General features: G+C 62.7%; 19 protein-coding genes. 16 read left to right on the forward strand and 3 right to left on the reverse strand.

The window, feature by feature from the left end; translation table 11 throughout:
* Positions 1-44: 44 nt before the first annotated feature.
* The 10 genes from JVX98_RS28890 (at position 45) to JVX98_RS28935 (ending at position 11,515) form a co-directional block, all read left to right on the forward strand.
* A complete protein-coding gene (locus tag JVX98_RS28890) occupies positions 45-1,436 on the forward strand; it encodes a nucleobase:cation symporter-2 family protein (protein WP_205239879.1) in 1,392 nt (463 codons plus the stop codon).
* A 65-nt stretch (positions 1,437-1,501) separates the two neighbouring features.
* Positions 1,502-2,365, forward strand: coding sequence for a xanthine dehydrogenase family protein subunit M (locus JVX98_RS28895; RefSeq protein ID WP_205239880.1), 864 nt, complete (start codon positions 1,502-1,504; stop codon positions 2,363-2,365).
* Entirely contained in the window at positions 2,362-2,844 is a 483-nt protein-coding gene (locus tag JVX98_RS28900; RefSeq protein ID WP_205239881.1) for a (2Fe-2S)-binding protein, read from the forward strand. Before JVX98_RS28895 ends, JVX98_RS28900 begins: the two co-directional genes overlap by 4 nt.
* A complete protein-coding gene (locus tag JVX98_RS28905; RefSeq protein ID WP_192449031.1) occupies positions 2,841-5,147 on the forward strand; it encodes a xanthine dehydrogenase family protein molybdopterin-binding subunit in 2,307 nt (768 codons plus the stop codon). Before JVX98_RS28900 ends, JVX98_RS28905 begins: the two co-directional genes overlap by 4 nt.
* A gap of 2 nt (positions 5,148-5,149) precedes the next feature.
* Entirely contained in the window at positions 5,150-6,277 is a 1,128-nt protein-coding gene (locus JVX98_RS28910) for a GTP-binding protein (RefSeq protein ID WP_371826602.1), read from the forward strand.
* Between the two features lie 399 nt (positions 6,278-6,676).
* On the forward strand, positions 6,677-7,600 hold the full coding sequence (locus tag JVX98_RS28915) for an amidohydrolase family protein (protein ID WP_034791747.1): 924 nt from the start codon (positions 6,677-6,679) through the stop codon (positions 7,598-7,600).
* Positions 7,601-7,618: 18 nt separating this feature from the next.
* Positions 7,619-8,563, forward strand: a complete 945-nt coding sequence (locus JVX98_RS28920) for an amidohydrolase family protein (protein WP_034791749.1) — start codon at positions 7,619-7,621, stop codon at positions 8,561-8,563.
* Between the two features lie 59 nt (positions 8,564-8,622).
* The gene (locus JVX98_RS28925; protein WP_192449034.1) at positions 8,623-9,996 is read left to right on the forward strand and encodes a UbiD family decarboxylase; all 1,374 of its coding nucleotides are present in this window, start codon (positions 8,623-8,625) and stop codon (positions 9,994-9,996) included.
* Positions 9,997-9,999: 3 nt separating this feature from the next.
* A complete protein-coding gene (locus tag JVX98_RS28930) occupies positions 10,000-10,581 on the forward strand; it encodes a UbiX family flavin prenyltransferase (RefSeq protein WP_192449035.1) in 582 nt (193 codons plus the stop codon).
* Between the two features lies 1 nt (position 10,582).
* Positions 10,583-11,515 carry an XdhC family protein gene (locus JVX98_RS28935; protein ID WP_246765111.1) on the forward strand — a complete coding sequence of 311 codons (933 nt, stop codon included), beginning with the start codon at positions 10,583-10,585 and terminating at the stop codon, positions 11,513-11,515.
* Positions 11,516-11,899: 384 nt separating this feature from the next.
* Here JVX98_RS28935 and JVX98_RS32580 read toward each other — a convergent pair whose 3' ends face one another.
* Positions 11,900-12,034 (reverse strand): hypothetical protein, encoded by a 135-nt coding sequence (locus tag JVX98_RS32580; protein WP_256442739.1) that lies wholly within the window; start codon positions 12,032-12,034, stop codon positions 11,900-11,902.
* A 147-nt stretch (positions 12,035-12,181) separates the two neighbouring features.
* Between JVX98_RS32580 and JVX98_RS28940 the strand changes: the two genes are divergently transcribed.
* On the forward strand, positions 12,182-13,576 hold the full coding sequence (locus JVX98_RS28940; RefSeq protein ID WP_205239884.1) for a sulfite oxidase: 1,395 nt from the start codon (positions 12,182-12,184) through the stop codon (positions 13,574-13,576).
* Between the two features lie 141 nt (positions 13,577-13,717).
* Here JVX98_RS28940 and JVX98_RS28945 read toward each other — a convergent pair whose 3' ends face one another.
* Positions 13,718-14,644 carry a LysR family transcriptional regulator gene (locus JVX98_RS28945; RefSeq protein WP_205239885.1) on the reverse strand — a complete coding sequence of 309 codons (927 nt, stop codon included), beginning with the start codon at positions 14,642-14,644 and terminating at the stop codon, positions 13,718-13,720.
* Between the two features lie 271 nt (positions 14,645-14,915).
* Here JVX98_RS28945 and JVX98_RS28950 point away from each other — a divergent pair, with 271 nt between their 5' ends.
* The 5 genes from JVX98_RS28950 to JVX98_RS28970 all read left to right on the forward strand — a co-directional run bounded on the left by JVX98_RS28950 (position 14,916) and on the right by JVX98_RS28970 (position 19,289).
* Positions 14,916-15,692: a 5-oxoprolinase subunit PxpA gene (locus tag JVX98_RS28950; protein WP_205239886.1), complete on the forward strand. Its 777-nt coding sequence runs from the start codon at positions 14,916-14,918 to the stop codon at positions 15,690-15,692.
* A gap of 127 nt (positions 15,693-15,819) precedes the next feature.
* Entirely contained in the window at positions 15,820-16,062 is a 243-nt protein-coding gene (locus JVX98_RS28955; RefSeq protein WP_043621692.1) for an acetyl-CoA carboxylase, read from the forward strand.
* Complete coding sequence (locus tag JVX98_RS28960) at positions 16,059-17,444, forward strand: acetyl-CoA carboxylase biotin carboxylase subunit (protein WP_205239887.1); 1,386 nt, start codon at positions 16,059-16,061, stop codon at positions 17,442-17,444. The genes JVX98_RS28955 and JVX98_RS28960 overlap by 4 nt, the downstream gene beginning before the upstream one ends.
* The gene (locus JVX98_RS28965) at positions 17,444-18,319 is read left to right on the forward strand and encodes an allophanate hydrolase subunit 1 (protein ID WP_205239888.1); all 876 of its coding nucleotides are present in this window, start codon (positions 17,444-17,446) and stop codon (positions 18,317-18,319) included. The genes JVX98_RS28960 and JVX98_RS28965 overlap by 1 nt, the downstream gene beginning before the upstream one ends.
* Positions 18,309-19,289, forward strand: coding sequence for a biotin-dependent carboxyltransferase family protein (locus JVX98_RS28970; RefSeq protein ID WP_205239889.1), 981 nt, complete (start codon positions 18,309-18,311; stop codon positions 19,287-19,289). Before JVX98_RS28965 ends, JVX98_RS28970 begins: the two co-directional genes overlap by 11 nt.
* Positions 19,290-19,465: 176 nt before the next feature.
* Here JVX98_RS28970 and JVX98_RS28975 read toward each other — a convergent pair whose 3' ends face one another.
* On the reverse strand, positions 19,466-20,476 hold the full coding sequence (locus JVX98_RS28975) for a GntR family transcriptional regulator (protein WP_205239890.1): 1,011 nt from the start codon (positions 20,474-20,476) through the stop codon (positions 19,466-19,468).
* Positions 20,477-20,634 lie beyond the last annotated feature (158 nt).

Here is a 20,634-nt window from a genome sequence, read left to right on the forward strand (position 1 = left end):
TGCCCTCCCACCGCGCCGGAAGCTGTTCGCTGGGAGGAAAGCGAATGCATAACCCCGATACGACTGATCCTGTCGAAAAAACCTACCCAATCCCGAGTTTAATGGCCCTTGGCCTGCAGCATGTTCTCGTCATGTATGCCGGAGCGGTCGCCGTGCCGCTGATCGTCGGCAGCGCACTTCAATTGCCCAAGGAACAGATCGCGATGCTCGTCAGCGCGGATCTCTTCTGTTGTGGCATCGTCACCCTCATCCAGGCGCTCGGCATCTGGAACATCGGCATTCGCCTGCCGATCATGATGGGGATTTCGTTCACCGCCGTGCCCTCGATCATCGCGACGGGCACCAATCCCGATCTCGGCATGCCGGGCGTCATCGGCGCTGTCATCGGATCCGGGGTGTTCACGATCCTGGTTGCCCCGTTCTTCGGCCGCTGGGTGCGGTTCTTCCCGCCTGTCGTCACCGGCACGGTCATGCTGGTTATCGGCCTCTCGCTGATGCGCGTCGGGGTAAATTGGGCGGCGGGTGGCCAGCCGATGATCAAGGGGCCTGACGGCATGATCCCGAACCCTGCCTATGGCGCACCCTTCGCGCTCGCCGTGGCCGCGATCGTGCTCATGTCGATCCTGCTTCTCACCCGCGTTCTCAAGGGCTTTATGGCCAATCTTGCGGTCCTGATCGGGATCGGGATCGGCTTTTTGGTTGCGATCACCGCCGGCAAGGTGGATTTCCACGGTGTTGCCGAGGCCGATTGGGTGCGCATCATTCACCCGCTCGCCTTCGGCTGGCCGATCTTCGAGTTCTGGTCGATCCTGTCGCTCTGTGCGGTCATGACGGTCATGATGATCGAATCGACCGGCCAGTTCCTGGCTGTCGGCGACATGGCCGGACGCAAGATCACCGAGGCCGAGCTCACCCGGGGCCTGCGAACCGATGGTGTCGGCAACATTATCGGCGGCCTGCTCAACACCTTCACCTACACGACCTACGCGCAGAATGTCGGGCTGCTGCAGATCACCGGCGTGCTCAGCCGCTTCGTGGTGGCGGCCGGCGGCGCCATCCTGGTCCTGCTCGGCTCGCTGCCGAAGGTTGCCTTCGTCAGCGCATCGATCCCGAGCTATGTCGTCGGCGGTGCGGCAATCGTGATGTTCGGCATGGTGTCGGCGACGGGCGTGAAGATCCTGTCGAAGGTCGATTTTGTGGCGAACAGGCGCAATCTCTACATCGTTGCCGTCAGCGTCGGCCTCGCCATGGTGCCGGTCGTTGCCGAGAACATTTTCGACCAGCTGCCGGCAGCGCTCGAGAAGTTCCTACACAGCGGCGTGCTCGTCGGCACCTTCGCGGCGGCACTTCTCAACATTCTCTTCAACGGTGTCCCCGCCCGGGAGCCGGTGGAGGCGGAACTCGCCGAAGGTGCGCCCGCCGCCGACCCGGCCTGAAGGCTCACATCATTAGTCCGGCGGAGCGCTTGAGCCGCCGGAGCTCACAACCCCATGAGGAAACCATGAGACGCTTCGATTATCATCGGGCGGAAACGCTGGAACATGCCTCCCGTCTTCTCACCGAACTCGGTGATGATACGTTTCTGTTCAACGGTGGCACCGATCTTCTGGTCGAGATCCGCGAGCGGCTGCGCCGCGTGCGCAACGTTGTCGACATCAAGCAGATCCCCGGTCTTTCCGATATCACCTATGACGAGACGCTTGGGCTCACCTTCGGGGCGCTGGTGACGGTCGGGCGCCTGGAGCGTCTGCCGCTGGTCTGCCAGCGCTACCCGAACTTGAGAGCCGCCTTCGCCTCGCTCGGCTCCATCCAGGTGCGCAACCGGGCGACCGTGGTCGGCAATATCTGTCGCGCCTCGCCGTCGGCCGACACCATTCCGCCGCTGGTTGCCGACGGCGCCTTCGTGCACATCTACAGCCGCACCAACATGCGCGTCGTGCCGATCGCCGAGTTCTTCACCGGACCCGGCAGGACGGTCCTTGCCAAGGGCGAGATCGTCACCGGCATCACCGTGCCGCCGGCAAGCGATACGACAGGCAAGGCCTATATCAAGCACGGCCGCCGCAAGGCGATGGAGCTGTCCACCGTCGGCGTCGCCGTCAGCCTCGCGATGGAGGAGGGCATCTGCAGCGACATCCGCATCGCACTCGGTGCCGTCGGCGCCACCGTGCTGCGCGCGCCGCAAGCCGAAGCCATGCTGCGCGGAACGCCGCTCGATGTCGCGACGGTCAGAAGTGCGGCGAGCAAGGCGATGGAGGAGTGCACGCCGATCAGCAACGTGCGCGCCAGCGCCGATTACCGTCGCGACATGGTCGGTGTGCTGACCGGCCGCGCCATCAGACAGGCATTGGAGGCTTTCGCATGAAACGCATGGTCGAATTCACCGTGAATGGCGAAGCGCGGGAAATGGCGGTCGATAGCTGTCGCTCCCTGCTCGATGCGCTGCGCGACGATGTCGGTGTCACCGGCACCAAGAAAGGCTGCGATGTCGGCGACTGCGGCGCCTGCACCGTGCTGATCGACGGCGAGCCGGTCAACGCCTGCCTGGTGCTTGCCGTGGAGGCCGAAGGCCGCAAGGTCGAGACGATCGAAGGCTTGCAGCCGGGCGTCGATACGCTCCATCCGCTGCAGGATGCCTTCATGCGGCACGGCGCCTCGCAGTGTGGCTTCTGCACCCCTGGCATCCTGATGATGGCCAAGAAACTGCTCGACGACAATCCGCGCCCGACCGACGAGGACATCCGCTTCGGGCTCTCCGGCAACATCTGCCGCTGCACCGGCTACACCAAGATATTCGACGCGATCAGATCCGCCGCGCGCGAGATGGAGGCAGCAAGATCATGAACATGACCACCCCCATCGAACAGCGCGAGTTCAAGATCGTCGGCAAGAGCGTCAAGCGAGACGACGTGCTCGAGAAGGTGACGGGCGAGGCGCAGTATACCGGCGACATCAAGCTCCCCGGCATGCTTCACGGCAAGATCAAGCGCGCGACGATCGCCCATGCGCGCATCAAGTCGATCGACGTCAGCAAGGCGCTTGCATATCCCGGCGTCAAGGCAGTGCTGACGCACGAGACCGTGCCGCGCGTGCTGCACTACGGCTCGCCGCATCCACGCTCGGCCTCCTGCACCAAGGACCAGTACATTCTCGACGACAAGGTGCGGTTCTGGGGCGAGGGCGTCGCCGCCGTCGCCGCGATCAGCGAGGAGATCGCCGACGAGGCGCTCGACCTGATCGAGGTGGAATATGAAGCGTTGCCGGCCGTCTTCGAACCGGAGGATGCTGCCCAGCCCGGCGCGCCGCTGATCCATGAGGTCGGTCCCGGCGGCAACCTGGTGCTCGACCCGGTGCGCGTCAACCGCGGCGACGTCGACAAGGGCTTTGCCGAGGCGGACTTCGTGCTCGAGGGCACCTTTGCCGGTGGACGGCCGCATCCGGCCTACATGGAGCCGAACGTCTGCGTCGCCGACTGGGACGGCTCCAACAAGCTGACCTTCTGGACCTCGACCCAGACCTCCTTCATGGTGCGCGGCATCCTTGCCGAAGTGCTCGGCCTGCCACTCACCAAGGTGCGCGTGCTCGTCGACCATATGGGTGGCGGCTTCGGCGCCAAGCAGGACCTTTTCCAGCACGAGTTTCTCTGCGCGCTTCTGGCCAAGGAAACCCGCCGGCCGGTGAAGATGGAGTTCACCCGCCATGAGACCTTCGTCGCCGGTCGTTCGCGTCACCCCTGCAAGATCTGGCTGAGGCAGGGCTTCAAGAACGACGGCACGCTCGTCGCCCGCGACATGAAGCTGGTCTATGATTCAGGCGCCTACGGCTCCCATGGCCCGGGCGTGACCATCGTCGGCACGACCGCCGCCACCTCGCTCTATCGCTGCGAGAACGTGCGGCTGGAGGGTCGCTGCGTCTACACCAACACCCCGATCAACGGCGCCTTCCGCGGCTACGGGGTTGTGCAAAGCTACTACGCGCTCGACATCCAGATGGACGAAGCCGCCGAACGGCTCGGCATGGACCCGGCCGAGCTGAAGCTGAAGAACGTGGTGCGGGCCGGCGACATCGCGCCGTCAGGCCACCCGATCATCGGTCACGGGCTTGAAATCTGCCTTCAGCACGGCATCGACGTACTCGACTGGAAGGCGCTTCGGAACCGCGACCGGACGCCGGATCCCAACCGTCCGCATATCCGCAAGGGGTGGGGCATCGGCTGCGAGATGCACGGCTCGTCTGCCTATCCCGGCATCAAGGAGCAGGGCAATGCCACGGTAAAGGTCAACGAGGACGGTACGGTCACGCTTTTGACTGGCGCTGCCGGGCTTGGCACCGGTGCACATACGGCGCTGGCGCAGATCGTTGCCGAAGAGCTCGGCGTGCGCTTCGAGGACGTCGGCGTTATCCATGGCGACACGGACGTCGTGCCTTGGGACATCGGGGCTTTTGCCAGCCACACGACCTATCTGGTCGGCACGGCCGCCAAAATGGCAGCCGGCAAGGTCCGCGCCGCCGTGCTCGCCAGAGCGGCGATGAAACTGCAGGTCTCGCCGGAAGATATCGACCTTTCCGAAGGCAAGGTCTTCCTCATTGCCGAGCCCGATCGCTCTATGACGGTGTCGCAGGCTATGGGCCCCTCGCGCGGCATCCCTGCCGCCAATATCGTTGCCAACGGCACCTACGAACCGACGAAATCCTACTCGTTCGCCGCCCATTTTACCGAGGTGGACGTCGACACGGAAACAGGCATCGTCGAGGTCAAGCGCGTCGTGCCGGTGCACGACGTCGGTCGCGTCATCCATCCGATCGCGGCGCAGGGCCAGATCGAGGGCGGCATCCAGCAGGGCATCGGCCACACGCTGACCGAAGACTATGTTATCGACAAGAAGACCGGGCGTTCGCTCAATGCGGGTCTCGTCGACTACAAGATGCCGCTGTCGATGGACATGCCCGACATCGAGACGATCATCCTTGAGGCGGCGCCCGACCCGGGCGGGCCCTGGGGCGCCAAGGGTGTGGGCGAAGATCCGATCATCGCCATCGGCCCCTCCATCGCCAACGCCATCCACGACGCCATCGGCGTCCGCTTCCACCACTATCCGATCACGCCGGAAGACATCCTGAAAGCCTTGAGGGAGAAGGGCGCATGAACATGCATATCGAGCCTGCGAGCCAGCAGAAACTCCCGATCACGATCCTCACCGGGTTTCTTGGATCCGGAAAGACGACGCTGCTCAACTACATTCTCACCGAGCGTCACGGTCACCGCATCGCGGTGATCGAGAACGAATACGGCGAGGTGGACGTCGACAGCGACCTGGTGCTCGCCTCGGACGAAGAAATCTTCCAGATGCAGAACGGCTGCATCTGCTGCTTCGTCGACGTGCGCAACGATCTGATCGACGTGATGAAGAAGCTCCTGAGCCATAAGGACAAGTTCGACCACATCATCGTCGAGACCTCGGGGCTTGCCGACCCGACGCCGGTCGCCACCGCCTTCTTCGTCGACCGCAGCGTTGCCGACGAAGTGGAACTCGATGCGGTCGTGACGCTGGTGGACGCGATGCACATCGACCAGCACCTCTATGATCCGGTGCTCGACGGCAGCGACAACCAGGCGGTCAACCAGATCGTCGCTGCCGACCGCATCCTCGTGAACAAGATCGACCTTGCAGAGGAGGAAGCGCTCGGCTCGCTGGAAAGCTCGTTGCGCAGGCTCAACCAGACGGCACCCATCCTCCGCTCCAGCTACGGCAAGGTGGACCTTTCCAACATCCTCGGGGTCAAGGGCTTCCGGCCGTCCTATGTGCGCGAGCGGGCGGAAATCCTCGACATCGACATGGACGACGATCACGACGCCGGTCATCATCACCATGATTGCAAGGAGCCATGTTGCGATCATGCCCATCACGACCATGGGCACCACCACCATCATGACCATGAACGTGCGCCCGCGCCCGCCCTTCGGCCGCACCAACACGATGTGACGGTGAAGTCGCACTCGTTCGTCTATCCCGAAGCCTTCGACGGCGAGCGGCTCGCGGGCTTCCTGACGGCCTATCTCGGCGAGCACGGGGGCGACATTTTTCGCACGAAGGGCATCGTTTCCGTTGCCGGCGACGACCGCTTCTTCGTGCTTCAGGCCGTGCACAAGCTTGTCGATTTCCGCCCGGACCATGCCTGGGGCGAAGACCGGCGGAAGTCGAAGTTCGTGTTCATCGGCCGCAATCTCGACCGCGAAAGTATCGACAGAAACTTGCGTGCATGCCTAGTGCCCTAGCAGCGATCTCCACGCCGGACGGCGCTTGCGTAAGCATTTCTGTCTGAGCCGCTCGCGCTCCTCCAGCGCGGGCGGTTGCTGCCATTATTTAAGAAAATATCATTTAAAAATAATGACTTAAGTTGAATTTTTGAGTTGACAGGATGCGCGCGCAGTGGTTCCCTTGGAGCCGAGTAGAAGCACCGACAATTGCTCACCGTCTGTTGGAAGATGAGGCTGCGATGTCGATGCTGATCACAAAAGGAACGCCCGGTTGCCCCGCCCTGGGAGCTAACGCGCCGGCCTGTTCTCTCCGTCTTCGGCATTTCCTGAGATCGCGGATCCACGCCCGGCTTCGGCCGGCATGGCGTTCATCGCGCGGCCCCGCATCGACCGGACCCTCTACGACAGGAGAAACCTATGATTATTGACCTGAGCTGCTATCCCACCGACCTGGTGGACCTGGCTTGGCGACACGATGGACCGCCGTTCACCGGCGACAAGCTGCTGAAGATGATGGATGGCCCCTACTATGTGAACGGCAAGCCGCGCCGGATCGACAAGGCCTTCATCCAGCCGCCGCAAGGCAACACCATCTACACGCATGAGGTGATGGATCTGGAAGGCAAGGCCGCCATTCGCCAGTACATGGCCTACACGGAAAAGATGGTGACCGAGCATCCCGACCGGTTCCTCGGCTGCTTCGTCTACAACCCGCGCTACGGCACCCAGAATGGCGCCGAAGAAATCGAACGCTATGCCAAGGAGTTCGATTTCAAGATGGTGCAGCTGCAGGCGAACATGCACGCCTACCGCCCGGACCGCGCGCTCGACTGGCTGCGACCGGCACTGAAGAAGTGCGCGGATCTCGGCCTGATGGTGAAGGTGCATACCGGCGACGGTCCGTACTCGATCCCGACGGAGTTCTACCCGATCATCCGCGAGTTCCCGGAGGTCAACTTCATCCTGGCGCATTTCGGCGTTCAGACCGGCGGCGTCTATGTGTTCGAGCCGATGCAGATGGCGCTCGACACGCCGAGTGTCTACGTGGAATCCGGCTGGTGCCTGCAGTCGCGCATCGTCGAATTCGCCAAGGTTCTGCCCAAGCACAAGATCCTCTTCGGCTCCGACACGCCGCCGAACGAACCGGGCATGTGGATCAACCTCCTCGAAGTTCTCTGCCACGAGCCGCCGCAGGGCCTGAACCTCGATGAGGATACGCTGGAAGATTACCTCGGCAACAACGTCGCCCGGATGATCGGCCTGGAAGCGACGAAGCCACCGGCCACCGTCGAGGAAGCCGAGGCGTATCTGCGCCAGCACGGCGTCGCCCTTGCCGCGTAAAATTGAACGGAGTGAACAATGATCATCGATACCCATCTTCACCCGACCAACCTCGTCGATGAGGCGTGGCGTCACACGGGCGAGCCCTTCACCGGCGAGCGCATGCTCAAGCTGATGGACGGTCCCTATATGATCAACGGCAAACCGCGCCGGATCGATATGGGCTTCATCCAGCCGCCGCCGGGCAACACCGGATACCGCGACGGCAACCGCAAGGGTCGCGACGGCATTCGCGACTACATGGCCTATTGTGCCGAGCTTTGCCAGAAATACCCGGACCGCTTTATCGGCAACTTCAACTACAACCCGCGCTGGGGACCTGAAAACGGCGCGGCGGAGCTCGAATTCCACGTCAAGGAATACGGCTTCAAGATGCTGAAGCTGCACGCCAACATGCACGGCTACCGGCCCGACCGCGCGCTCGACTGGCTGCGGCCGGCGATGAAGAAGTGCGCCGAGCTCGGCGTCGTGGTGCTCATCCACACCGGCGACGGCCCGTACACCATCCCGACGATGTTCTACCCGATCATCCGCGAGTTCCCGATGGTCAACTTCATCATCGGCCACTTCGGCATCCAGACCGGCGGCAACTACTCGTTCGAGTCCTTCTGGATGGCGATGGATACCCCGAACGTCTATTGCGAATCCGGCTGGTGCTTCCAGTCGCGCATCGTGGAGTTCGCCCAGCAGCTGCCGAAGAACAAGATCGTCTTCGGCACGGACAGCCCGCCGAACGATCCGGGCATGTGGCTGCGCGAGCTCGAAGTGCTCTGCAAGGATCCGCCGCACGGCATCAACCTCTCCGAGGACGATCTCGAAGGCTATCTCGGCAACAACATCGCCAAGCTCGTCGGCATCGACCCTTCGCCGCCGCCGCGTGACCTCCGGGACGCCCAGGCGCGCCTGAAGGATAGCTATGCCGGTGTCGACCGGGCCACGGGCAAGCACAAGGAATTTGCCTGAGTAAAGACGACGGCGCCCATCCGGGCGCCGTCACCCTCCCGTCGCGTCGAGGCTAAGATATGACCCAGTACCACAAGCAAGATGCCCGCAGCTTCCTCGCCGACTACAGCGCGGAGTACCCAGAAGATGTCATCACCATCGACCAGCCGGTCTTGGACGATCAGGATGCAACGGCACTGATCTGGAACCTGGCCGAGCGGGGGCGGCACCCCATGCTGCACCTGACGAATGTTTCCGGGATCGGCAGTGAAGTGCTCTGCAACATCTTTGCCTCGCGCGACCGTATCGCCCGCCTGCTCGGGTCTACGGCCGACAGGCTGCACGAAGCCTACCAGGGACGCGCTAACCGGCCGTTCACGCCGGAGGTCCTGAAAGAAGGCCCGATCACCCAGGAGATCATCTCGGGCGATGCCGTCGATCTTAACGCGCTCCCGATGCTCAAGCACTTCGATACGGATCGGGCGAAATACATCACCAGCGGCATCATCATCGGCGAGCATCCGGAAACCGGTGCCGGCAATCTCAGCTACCACCGCGCGATGATTCATTCGAAGAATTCGCTTGCGACCTCGTTGCATTCGCGCGGCCATCTCTGGCGGCTGATGAACATGGCCAAGGAGAAGGGCAGGCCGATGCCGGTCGCGATGGTCATCGGCGGCCATCCGCTCTTCATGATCGCCGCCTCCGCCCGCCTTGCCTTCGGCGAAGACGAACGCGATGTCGCAGGCGGGCTGATGGGCGAACCGCTTCAGGTCGTGCGTACGCCGAAATACGGCATTCGCGTTCCCGCCCATGCCGAGATCGTGCTCGAAGGTGTGCTGGATCCCGAGGCGCATGTCGAGGAGGGGCCGTTCGGCGAGTTCACCGGCTATTCATCCGACCGCTCGACCAACAACCTCTTCACCGTCGAAACCGTGATGCGCAGGCGCGACGCCATTCTCGTCAGCGTGGCGGGCGGCAATTCGGCCGAACACCTCAACCTCGGCCGCGTGCCGCGCGAGGCCGAGGTGGTGGAGAAACTGAAGGCGCGCTTTCCCTCGATCACCGCAGTGCACTATCCCTCGTCGGGCACGCATTTTCACGCCTACATCGCCATGAACCAGACGCGTGAGGGGGAGGCGCGGCAGGTCATGCTCGGTCTTCTCGGCTGGGACCAGTACCTGAAGACCGTGGTCGTGGTGGACGCGGATGTCGATATTACCCGCGACAGCGAGGTGCTCTGGGCGCTCGCCACTCATTTCCAGCCGCACAAGGATGTCGTCATCATCGAGGGCCTGCCGGGCAATGCACTCGACCCCTCGGCCAGCGGCATCGGTACGACCTCGCGCATGGGGCTCGACGCGACGCGCGGCCCGAATTTCCACGGCGTGCGCGCCCGTATCAGCGACGAGGCAAGCGCACGCGCCGCGATGCTCCTCAAAAGCGTGGGATAGGCGATGACCCATCCAAAACGCATGATCGTTGGCATTTCGGGCGCGTCGGGCGTGGTCTACGGCAAGCGCATCCTCGAATTGCTGCGCGATCTCGAGATCGAGACGCATCTGATCATGTCGCGTGCCGCCTGCATCACGCTTGCGGCCGAGGCGACGTTTTCCAGGCAGGACCTCGAAGCGCTGGCGACGACCACCCATTCCAACAAGGATATCGGCGCCGTCTGTTCCTCCGGTTCCTACAAGACGCTCGGCATGATCGTCGCCCCCTGTTCGGTCAAGACGCTGGCCGAGATCGCCACGGGCACGACGGACAACCTCATTTCCCGCGCGGCCGACGTGGTGCTGAAGGAACGCCGTCGCCTCGTCCTTATGCTCAGAGAGACGCCGCTTCATCTCGGCCATATCCGCAACATGGCGCAGGTGACCGAAATGGGCGGCATCATCTATCCGCCTGTCCCGGCCTTTTATGCGAAACCCCAGAGCATCGAAGACATGGTCGACCACACCGTCGGCCGCGTGCTCGATCTCTTTGATCTCGACCCGGGTATTGTGCGCCGCTGGCGGGGAACGCAGGGAGTGGAGTGAGGTGACGATCCGCATAGCCGCCGATCCGGAAACGCTTGCGCCAGAACCGCGCGCGGCCTTCCTGTCCGACGATGCGATCGAGATATTGTCCTTTGCTGCTCGATCGCTCGAAGAGGGCCAGCCGACGGCCCTCATCACGCTCGTCGACATTCGTGGCGGTGCGGCGCGCGCCCTTGGCGCGCAAATGGTCGTGCGCGGCGATGGTCTCTATTGCGGTTTCGTCTCCGGCGGTTGCACCGAAGCGGCCGTCGCCGCAGACGCAATGTCTGCCCTCAACAAGCGCATGGATCGTCTTCTTCGACTTGGCGAAGGGTCCCCGTTTTTCGATATTGTCCTGCCCTGTGGCGGCGGTATTACCCTTGCGATCCATGTGTTGGAGGACGCAGCCGTCTTGAGCCAGGCGCTATCCGCGCTTCAGCGTCGCTCGCCGGTGGGACTGCGCTATCACCCTGGCAAGCGCACGCTTTCATTGCAGCGCGGTGAGGAGGCAAGCGGCTGGTATGGCGATTGCTTTGTGCGCGCCTACCGACCAAGGCCGCGGGTCGTGATCGCCGGCACGCCGCTGGAGATCGACACGGTTGCGCGCATTGCCGTTGCCGCCGGTTACGAGACAGTCACGCTCGCGCGCGGCCAGATACCGTCGCCAGACGAACTCGACGCCGATACCGCTGTCGCGCTGCTTTTCCACGACGTTGATCGCGAATTGCCGATGCTCAGCGCAGCGCTGGCGTCGCGTGCGTTCTACATCGGCGCCCTTGGCAGCCGCCGGACCCATGCGAAACGCTGCCAGCTGCTGCGTGATGGCGGGGGAGACGAACGTCTGCTTTCTCGCATCAAGGCGCCGATCGGCCTTTTCGACAAGGCAAGGGATGCACGTTCACTCGCAGTATCGGTCGTGGCCGATATCGCACATGCGCGCCTGCGGCTCGATTGAATGTCGGTCTCGCAATCCGACGATAAGGCGCTCAATCCAGCGTCTATCGCCAACGGTGCCAGTTGCCACGCCGATCGCTGCATGGGCGCCCGGAGCCCTTGATGAGCGGTATTGGACACGACTGGCTTTATGGTTTCGGCGAGGCTAGAAAACATACGTCCGCGCTTTCGTCATGTTTCAAACGCACCGCGAGGCAATGCTTCTCCACGCCTTGTGCCACTGAAACCGCGTGATGCATCGGCGGGAACGCCTTAGCCGCGTTCTCCGCCGTTATGTGCATCTGGGCGGGGCAGACGAACACTCCACCCACGCGCTCGAGACGAATGCAATGGCGTCGATGGTGCCGCTCGGCACGGGAGCAGCACCATCGGCGGTCATCTGGCGTCAGAACTGCTTTCCCGCCCTCACTTTGCCGCCAACGGCTTTTTCGCCGTCACCTTCGATGTCGAAGAGCAGATCGGCCGAAAGCATCCAGAGGTCGGCCGTTTCAAGCCAGAGGCCGGCCGTGATCGAAAACACGCAGCACAAAAAAATCCGGCCTGTAATTCTGGTCGCAAGGCCGCGCGGTTCTATTTGATCATGCGGGTGCTGAAATGGCCTGAAGACCACCGCTGATCGTATGAGACCGAGCTGACGGTTCGCTGCCGCTCGAATAAGGAGGTCCCCTTGCCGTTGTTCATTGTGCATCATCACCGCTCGCACGAAGCCTACCTGGCGCGTGATCCGGTCAAGGGCGTGACGCTCCTGAACCATTTGAGCCGGCCAAACGCTGCTCGCCACGGTGTGTTGATCAAGGGGGAAGCGGTCGCGCAGGGCTCACATTTGCTGGTGCTCATTGCCGAGGCAGCGGATGAAGCGATCCTTCAGGCTTTTTTGGCACCCCTCCGTAAAGCCGGGGATGTCGATGTGATGCCAGCGGTGACGTTCGCCGCGATGGTGTCGAGCGGTGGATGCGCGGAACATCCAGTGCGTGTCTCTGCAGATACACTTGATCTGGCGGACGCCTGCCAGGATGCAGCCGAGGCCGGTCTTTTCATCCACAGCGTCAATCCGTTGAATGGCGAGACCTCGGTGCCGGACCTTGCAGGCGGTGCCGTGATGCCAAACGGTCGGTTCTACCTGCGCAACCACTTCGACATTCCGGCCCTTGGCGGCGACAGCTACCGGCTTTCGATCGGCGGACTGGTCGACAGGCCGTTGGAACTAAGCATGAAGGAGCTTCACAATCTTCATGCCGAAACCCGGGTGGTGACGCTTGAATGCGCTGGCAATGGCCGCAGCCTCTTCGATCCGGCCGTGCCCGGCGAAGCCTGGGGGCTAGGCGCCGTCAGCACTGCAGAGTGGACCGGCGTTCGTCTGATGGACGTGCTTGAGCGAGCGGGACTGCGAGCCGGCGCGAGCGAGCTCACCTTTCGCGGCGCTGACAGCGGGGTCGTTGACGGGCATGATGCGCCGGTCCGTTTTGAACGCGGCCTCAGCCTGGAGCAGGTCCGGGAAACGGATGCGATTCTTGCCTATGACATGAACGGCGAACCGCTGTCGCCGCTTCATGGCTATCCGTTGCGGCTGATTGTGCCCGGCTGGTATGCGGTGGCGTCCGTCAAGTGGCTGACCGAGATTAGCGTTACCGACCAAGCCTGCGATGCGTACTACCAGGCGGAGAAGTACTGGTACGAGTGGACGCGAAATGGGCACGATGAACGCGCACAGGTGAAGCTGATGAACGTGCGAGCGTTGATATCGTCGCCTGGAGAGGGGGAGAGCCTTTCGCGCGGCGACACCGCGATCCGTGGGGTCGCGTGGTCGGGCACTGGGGCCATTTCCAGGGTCGATGTCAGCCTAAACGGCGGCCCGTGGCGCGAGGCACGGCTCGTTGGCGAACGACGACACTCTGCCTGGCAATGGTGGGAGTTGATCACTCGACTTGAGGAGATCGGTCCACTCACCGTGCGAGCACGTGCCACCGACATGACAGGCCGAACGCAACCCGAGCGAGCCGAGTGGAACCGTCTCGGCTACGGCAATAACTCGATCCACTCCGTCGCAGCGCGGGTGCTCTGAGGAACGGGTTTGTCCGCAATCGAAGAATACGAGAAAATGCAACTTACAGTCGAGAAAGGACTGAATGTCGATTGCTCCTGGCGACGCAGGCGATGTGCAGCCCCAGCCTGGGCTCCCCGGATCGGCACAGGACAGTGCGGGTCACTCCGCTCCGAACGAACTGGACCGAACGCCCGGCAGATGAAAGCTCTGCTGGAAATAGGAACGAAGCGCCGTCATGGCCGGCGTGAATTCCGCGCCTCGGCGCCAGGCAAGCCCGACATCCATCGCCGGAACTGCGTCGCGCACGTCGATCGTTTCGATACGGCGCCCTTCCAGTGACCAGGGACGGTGAACCATGTCGGAGAGGATCGCCACGCCCTGGCTGTTGGCTACCAGAGACCGAACCGCCTCGACCGACGAGGTCCGAAGGATGACGCGCGGTTGATAGGTCGATGCGCTCCAGTATTTGAGCGAGGTATGAGCGGCCTCATCGACCGTCAGCATGATATAGGGTTCCTGGGCGATCTCGCGAAAGCCGACATTGTCGCGCGCAAGCAACGGATGCTGGGCGGGAACCCAGAGACGCCGCGTCGAACTCATGAGTTTTTCGGTCTGAAGCGCGGGATTGAGGATATTGGAGGTGAGCAGGACGGCCATATCGTAGCGGTTCGTCAGCAACCCCTCCTCGATCGACTCACGATTGAGTTCGTACAACTGAACCTTGAGCTTCGGGAATAGCCGCCGAAGCCGTTCTATATGTTGCGGCAGGAAGTAGCCGATCACCGTATAGGTGGCGGCTATAGCCAGCGTACCCTCCACCGAACTGCTCACCACGTTGAGATGCGTTGCCTCATCGACCTTCTTCAAGATCTCGTAGGCATGCGAGAGAAACTGACGGCCTGCCATGGTCAGATCCATGCCGCTCGGCGTGCGCAGGAAGAGGCTGGCGCCCACGATGCGCTCCAACTCCTTGATCGCGGTGGTAATCGCTGACTGCGAAATGGAGAGATCGACGGCAGCCTGCGAGATCTGCCCCAATTCGGCGGTGGCGACGAAATAGCGAAGCTGGCGAAGGCTGATCGACATCGACTTCTCTTCTGATTTTTCGATAGCGCAGGCTGGAAAATCAGAAAGCCTGCCCGCTCCTTGTGCAGATACTTGACCGCGTTTCGTGCAGATCAGCCTAAACGGCCGTATTAACGGTATTTTTTCATGGACGAGATTGCAACCACGAATTCTGAAAAACAGATATAGGGCATATGAAAATAGAATTTTTCAAATGCAGTAAATGCTCATAGCGTTTCCCTATTGAAGGTTTGGCCGGCTTTCGAGGCGGCCCTGATCGAAGGGAATGGTCTTGCTCGACGTCGTCGACATCAACTGTGACATGGGAGAAGCCTTCGGTCGCTGGCACATAGGCGACACGGACGATGCGACGCTCATGGCGCTGATCAGCTCCGCCAACATTGCCGCGGGCTTCCACGCCGGGGATCCCAATCTGATGGACGAGACCGTGCGGCTTGCCGCCGAGCATGGCGTCGGCATTGGGGCGCACCCGGGTTACCGTGACTTGCAGGGCTTCGGTCGTCGCAGGATCGCCGGCACCGCACGCGAACTGGTCAACGATATCGTCTACCAGGTGGGTGCCATCCGCGAATTTGCAAGACGGCACGGCACCAGCCTGCAGCATGTGAAGCCGCACGGCGCGCTTTACATGGAGATGGCGGTCAACCGCGAACTCTCCCAGATCTTCCTGCAATATATGCGCACGGTGGCACCGACCGCCTTCGTCTTCTGCATGGCCGGTTCGGAGACGGACATCGCCGCACGCGAAGTCGGGCAGGCGGTCATACGCGAGTTCTATGCCGATCGCGACTACGACGACAGTGGTTCGATCGTCTTTACCCGCGATGCCGGGCGTCCCGACCCGGCCGCGATCGCACGCAAGGTGGTGCGCGCCTGCAAGGAAGGGCGCGTGCGCACCGTGACCGGCAGCGACATCGAGATCGCGTTCGAATCCGTCTGTTTCCATTCCGATACGCTCGGCGCACTCGATATCGTGCGCCGCATGCGGGAAGCGCTTGCGGCGGAGGGTATCCGCATCGCTCCTGTTTCACAGCTTAAAGTGGGGTGAGGAAAGGTGTGGGCGGCAGTCCGCCCGCATTCTGCCCCAACCAATGAGAACCGATCACGTTTATGGCTTTGGTCGCTCCGACCGGTTGCATCGTGATCCAGGCAACAAATGACAAGCGGAGGCAACCATGAGCAAGCACGAAATCCGATCGCCCCTTCCAGGAACCTTCTATCGGTCGTCTGCTCCGGATGTACCACCGTTCAAATCGGACGGCGATGCGGTGGCCTCCAATGAGGCGATCGGTCTGATCGAAGTGATGAAGACCTTCCAGGAGATCCAGGCGGGCGTCACCGGCGGCAGCATCCGGTTCCTCGTCGACAATGAAGAGCCCGTCATGGCCGGCCAGGTGATCGCCGAGGTGGAGCAATGACGATCCGCTCGGTCCTGATCGCCAATCGCGGCGAGATCGCCGTGCGCATTATCCGGGCGGCAAAGGCCCTCGGCATTCGCACGGTTCAGGTCTACAGCGCCGCGGATGCGGATATGCTGGCCGTGAAGCTCGCGGATGAAGCCGTCGAAATCGGTCCGCCGGCGCCGAAGAAATCCTATCTCGATATTGCCGCCGTGATCTCGGCGGCCAAGCGTGCCGGGGTCGATGCCGTGCATCCGGGCTACGGCTTCCTGTCGGAAAACGGCGATTTCGCCGATGCGGTGGTTGCCGCGGGCATGATCTTCATCGGCCCTTCGGGTGACGCCATCCGGCTGCTCGGCGACAAGGTGCAGGCCCGTGCCGTCGCCGAGAAGGCAGGTGTGCCGACGGTACCCGGTAGCAACGGCCGGATTTCGAGCGTGGAAGAGGCGCATGCGGTAACGGCTGAGACCGGCTTCCCGGTTATGATCAAGGCGGCCGCCGGCGGCGGCGGGCGCGGCATCCGCATCGTCAACGATCCGGCGGAACTTGACAAGCAGTTCCCCCAGGCGTCGGCCGAGGCGCTCGCCTCCTTCGGCGACGGCGGCCTCTACCTCGAGAAAGTCATCACCCGCGCGCGTCACGTTGAGGTGCAGATTCTCGGTGATGGCGAGAACTTCGTGCATTGCTTCGAGCGGGAGTGCTCGCTGCAGCGCCGCCGTCAGAAGGTCTGGGAAGAGGCGCCTTCGTTCCTCCTGCCTGCAGATGTACGACAGAAGCTCTGCGACAGCGCCGTCGCGCTCGCCCGGGCCGTCGGCTATCGCGGCGCCGGCACCGTCGAATACCTCTATGACGACGAAACGCGGGATTTCTACTTTATCGAGGTCAACACGCGCATTCAGGTCGAGCATCCGGTTACCGAGATGATCACTGGCATCGACCTCGTGCAGGAGATGTTCCGTGTCGCCGGCGGTGCGTCGCTCTCCGTGCTTCAATCGGGCGTCGCTGCGCGCGGCCACGCGATCGAGTGCCGGATCAATGCCGAGGACCCGGCACGCGGCTTCATGCCGGCGCCCGGCAAGATTTCCCGTTTGCGTGTTCCGGATGGCGAGGGCGTTCGTTTCGACACAATGCTCTACGAGGGTTACGCGATACCACCTTTCTACGACTCCCTGCTTGGCAAGCTGATCGTCTGGGGCGAGGACAGGGCAGCGTGTCTCGCCAGACTTTCGCGCGCGCTTGCCGATTTGAAGATCGAAGGCGTGCCGACGACGATCGCCCTGCATCAGGCGCTGGCCGCCGACGCGCAAGTTGCGGCCGGCGCGTTCCATACCCGCTTTCTCGAAACTTGGCTGGAAACCGAATTTGCCGCTTCGGGCGGCCGCACCGCGGAGGTCGCGTGATGCCGACACGTTACACGTTTGGAGGCGACGAGCATCTGTTCGTCGAATGCAGCGACGAGATGTCCCTCGAAGCCTTCTTCAAGAGCCTTTCGATGGCGAAGGGCGTGCGGGAGAGCCGCATCCGCGGCGTCACCGAAATCTGCCCGGCGAACGCTTCCTTCCAGATCAAGTTCGATCCTGACGTCATCAAGCCGGATGACGTCCTGAAGGAAGTCCGCGCCATCGAAGGGGCGGCGGAGCGGGCTGAGCCGGTCATCCGCACGCGTATCGTCGAGATCCCGGTCTTTTACAACGACCCCTGGACGCACGAAACGCTGATGCGCTTCCGTGAACGGCACCAGGACCCCGGCGGTACCGACCTCGACTATGCGGCGCGCATCAACGGATACGACGCGGTGACCGACTTCGTAGCCGCCCACTCAGGCTCGCCCTGGTTCGTCTCGATGGTCGGTTTCGTTGCAGGCCTGCCCTTCATGTATCAGATGGTCGAGCGGCAACGGCAGATCGAGGTGCCGAAGTATCTCAGGCCGCGGACCGATACGCCGAAGCTGACGGTCGGCCATGGCGGTTGTTTCGGCTGCATCTATTCGGTGCGGGGTGCTGGCGGCTACCAGATGTTCGGCATCACGCCGATGCCGATCTTCGATCCGACGCAGACGACCAGTTATCTCCGCGATTTCATGGTGTTCTTCCGCCCCGGTGACATTGTGAAGTTCAAGCCGATCGATCGCGACGCCTATGACCAGGCGGTCGAGGATGTCGACAAGGGGCGCTTCGCGCCACCGATCCGCGATGTCAGCTTCGATCTGCGCCAGTTCCGGAAGGATATCGCCGGATACAACACCAAGCTGGAGGGTGTGCTCAATGGCCATTAACGTGCTGCATCATGGTCTGGCGACCACTATCCAGGACCTAGGCCGTCCCGGCTACTTCCATCTCGGTATCCCGATCGGTGGCGCCATGGATCGCTACGCGATGCGTGCCGCCAACCTGCTTGTCGGCAACGATGAAGGCGCTGCCGGGCTGGAGGCGGTCTTCCTCGGGCCCAAACTCGAATTCACCGAAGATGCGCTTGTTGCCGTCACCGGCGCCGACATGCCGGTCAAGGTCGACGACGTGCTGCAGCCGGGCTGGACGGCCTTTCGGGTGAGGGCCGGCCAAACCCTGAGCTTCGACTTCCTTAAATCCGGCGCGCGTATCTATATCGCCGTCTCGGGCGGTATCGACGTGCCGGAGGCGCTCGGCAGTCGCTCGACCTATCCGATCGGCGCGCTTGGTGGGCACAAGGGACGCGCGCTTGCAGCCGGTGACGTGCTGCCGGTTGGGCAAACGGGCGCCGGCCGCGAAGGGCTGACGGTTGACGAAAGCCTGCGCCGCGGACCCGCGGCGCCTGCCGCACTACGGGTGCTGCCCGGGCTCTACTGGCACCGCCTGACGGACGAGGCAAAGCAGACGTTCTTTGCCGACGAGTGGAAGGTGGCGCCGGAAGCCGACCGCATGGGCTACCGCTTCCGCGGCGGCCGCAAGCTCAGCTTCGTCGATCGCGACCAGCCATTCGGCGCCGGCTCCGATCCTTCGAACATCGTCGACAGTTGCTATCCCTATGGCTCGATCCAGGTGCCGGGCGGAACGGAGCCGATCATCCTGCATCGCGACGCCGTATCGGGTGGCGGCTACTTCATGGTCGGGACTGTGATCTCGGCGGACATGGACCTCATCGGTCAGTTGCAGCCGCATACGCCGACCCGTTTCGTCGAGGTGACGATGGAGGAAGCGTTGGCGGCTCGCGCCGAAGAGGGCAGGCGGCTCGAAGCCCTGCGGGCGGCGATTGCCGGAAAGGCGTGACACTATGGGCCGCCGGCCGCGTGAGCGGCCGTTGGCCCTCAACATGAACAGTTCGATTGCAGCCGGCGACTAGGTGCTTGGTGACGGGAGGGCGAATGATGAGGAGGGCGGACCTGACTTTGCGATCGGCGTCGTCCGCATCAGTTCGAAGCGCCCGTCTCGGACCATTACCCCCTCTATTCGACGACCCGTGTCAGATAGGCCGCGGTAAAGCTGGGGCCGGGAATGATTGCGACGATCTTCATTTGTGCGATCGTCCGGTTCAGCGAAGCGTCGATATGGCTTTCAAGCATCGACGCTGCCGCCGCATTGGCGCCGCGCGTCATCAGCTCGACAATGAGCTTCAGTTCGGCAATCACGGTCGGATCGCCCGGCAGCCCCAACTGCCGAAGCAGTCTTTCGGTGGCAGTCACCGGCAGGAGGTTGTTGCGGATCAACTCGCGCAGGCGTTCGTTCGGCATCGCAAGCACGCAGGCTTCGGTAAACTCCACGAGAATGTCTTCAAGGCCCAGCCAGCCGTTCCCGTCCTGCGTCTGGCCGAACTCGACCAGCCGGTTGAAAAGGGCTGTCAGCCGGTCGCGGTCGACATGCGCCGCGCCGAGCGCCAGTGCCTGCGGCTCCAGCAGCCGGCGCAGCATGAAATGATCCTTCACCGTCTGCGCCGTCAACGGCCCGGCGATCCAGTGCGAACTCTGGTTCTTGCGCACGAGCCCACGCTCGCGCAGGCGGGTCAGCACGTCGCGCACAACCGTGCGGCTGACGTTGAAATGGTTGGCGAGTTCGTTTTCGATGATGCGGTACTGGCCGAAGATCACGCAGCCGGCCACGTCGTTCTCGATCTCATCGTAGATGCGCTCCCAGGACGAGCGGCTTTGCAGGGCCTCGTCGGCGTGTTGGGGAACGATGAGGCCGAGCGTCTTGATGTCGGTGCGGTTCGGTTCGATTGCCCGGCCGGGTGGACCGACCAGATAGCCACGCCCTTTGAAGCGGTGCACAAGCCCGTCGCTTTCGAGCTGCAGGAGCGCACGCTGCACCGGTGCGCGCGAGATTTGCAGGATGTCGGCGATCGGTCCTTCGAGCAGCACGAGGCCGGGCGGCAGCGTGCCTTCGGCAATGTTCGTTCGCAGCACATCCTCGGCAATTTCGTATCGGCGCTGCGGATTTTGGCCGAGGCGTGGCTCGTTCATGCGGTCTGGCATCTTCCGTTTGGCTGGCAAAGTCGTCTCCTTTCTTTACGCCACTTGCCGGTAATCGTGACAGCGCAAAATAAATGCATATTGAATACTCATGTGCATTTTTTCTGCGCGTTTGTCCATTGCGTTGTCATGGGAAGGCGTTTCGGATC

It is taken from the genome of Ensifer sp. PDNC004 (assembly GCF_016919405.1).
GTDB lineage: Bacteria > Pseudomonadota > Alphaproteobacteria > Rhizobiales > Rhizobiaceae > Ensifer.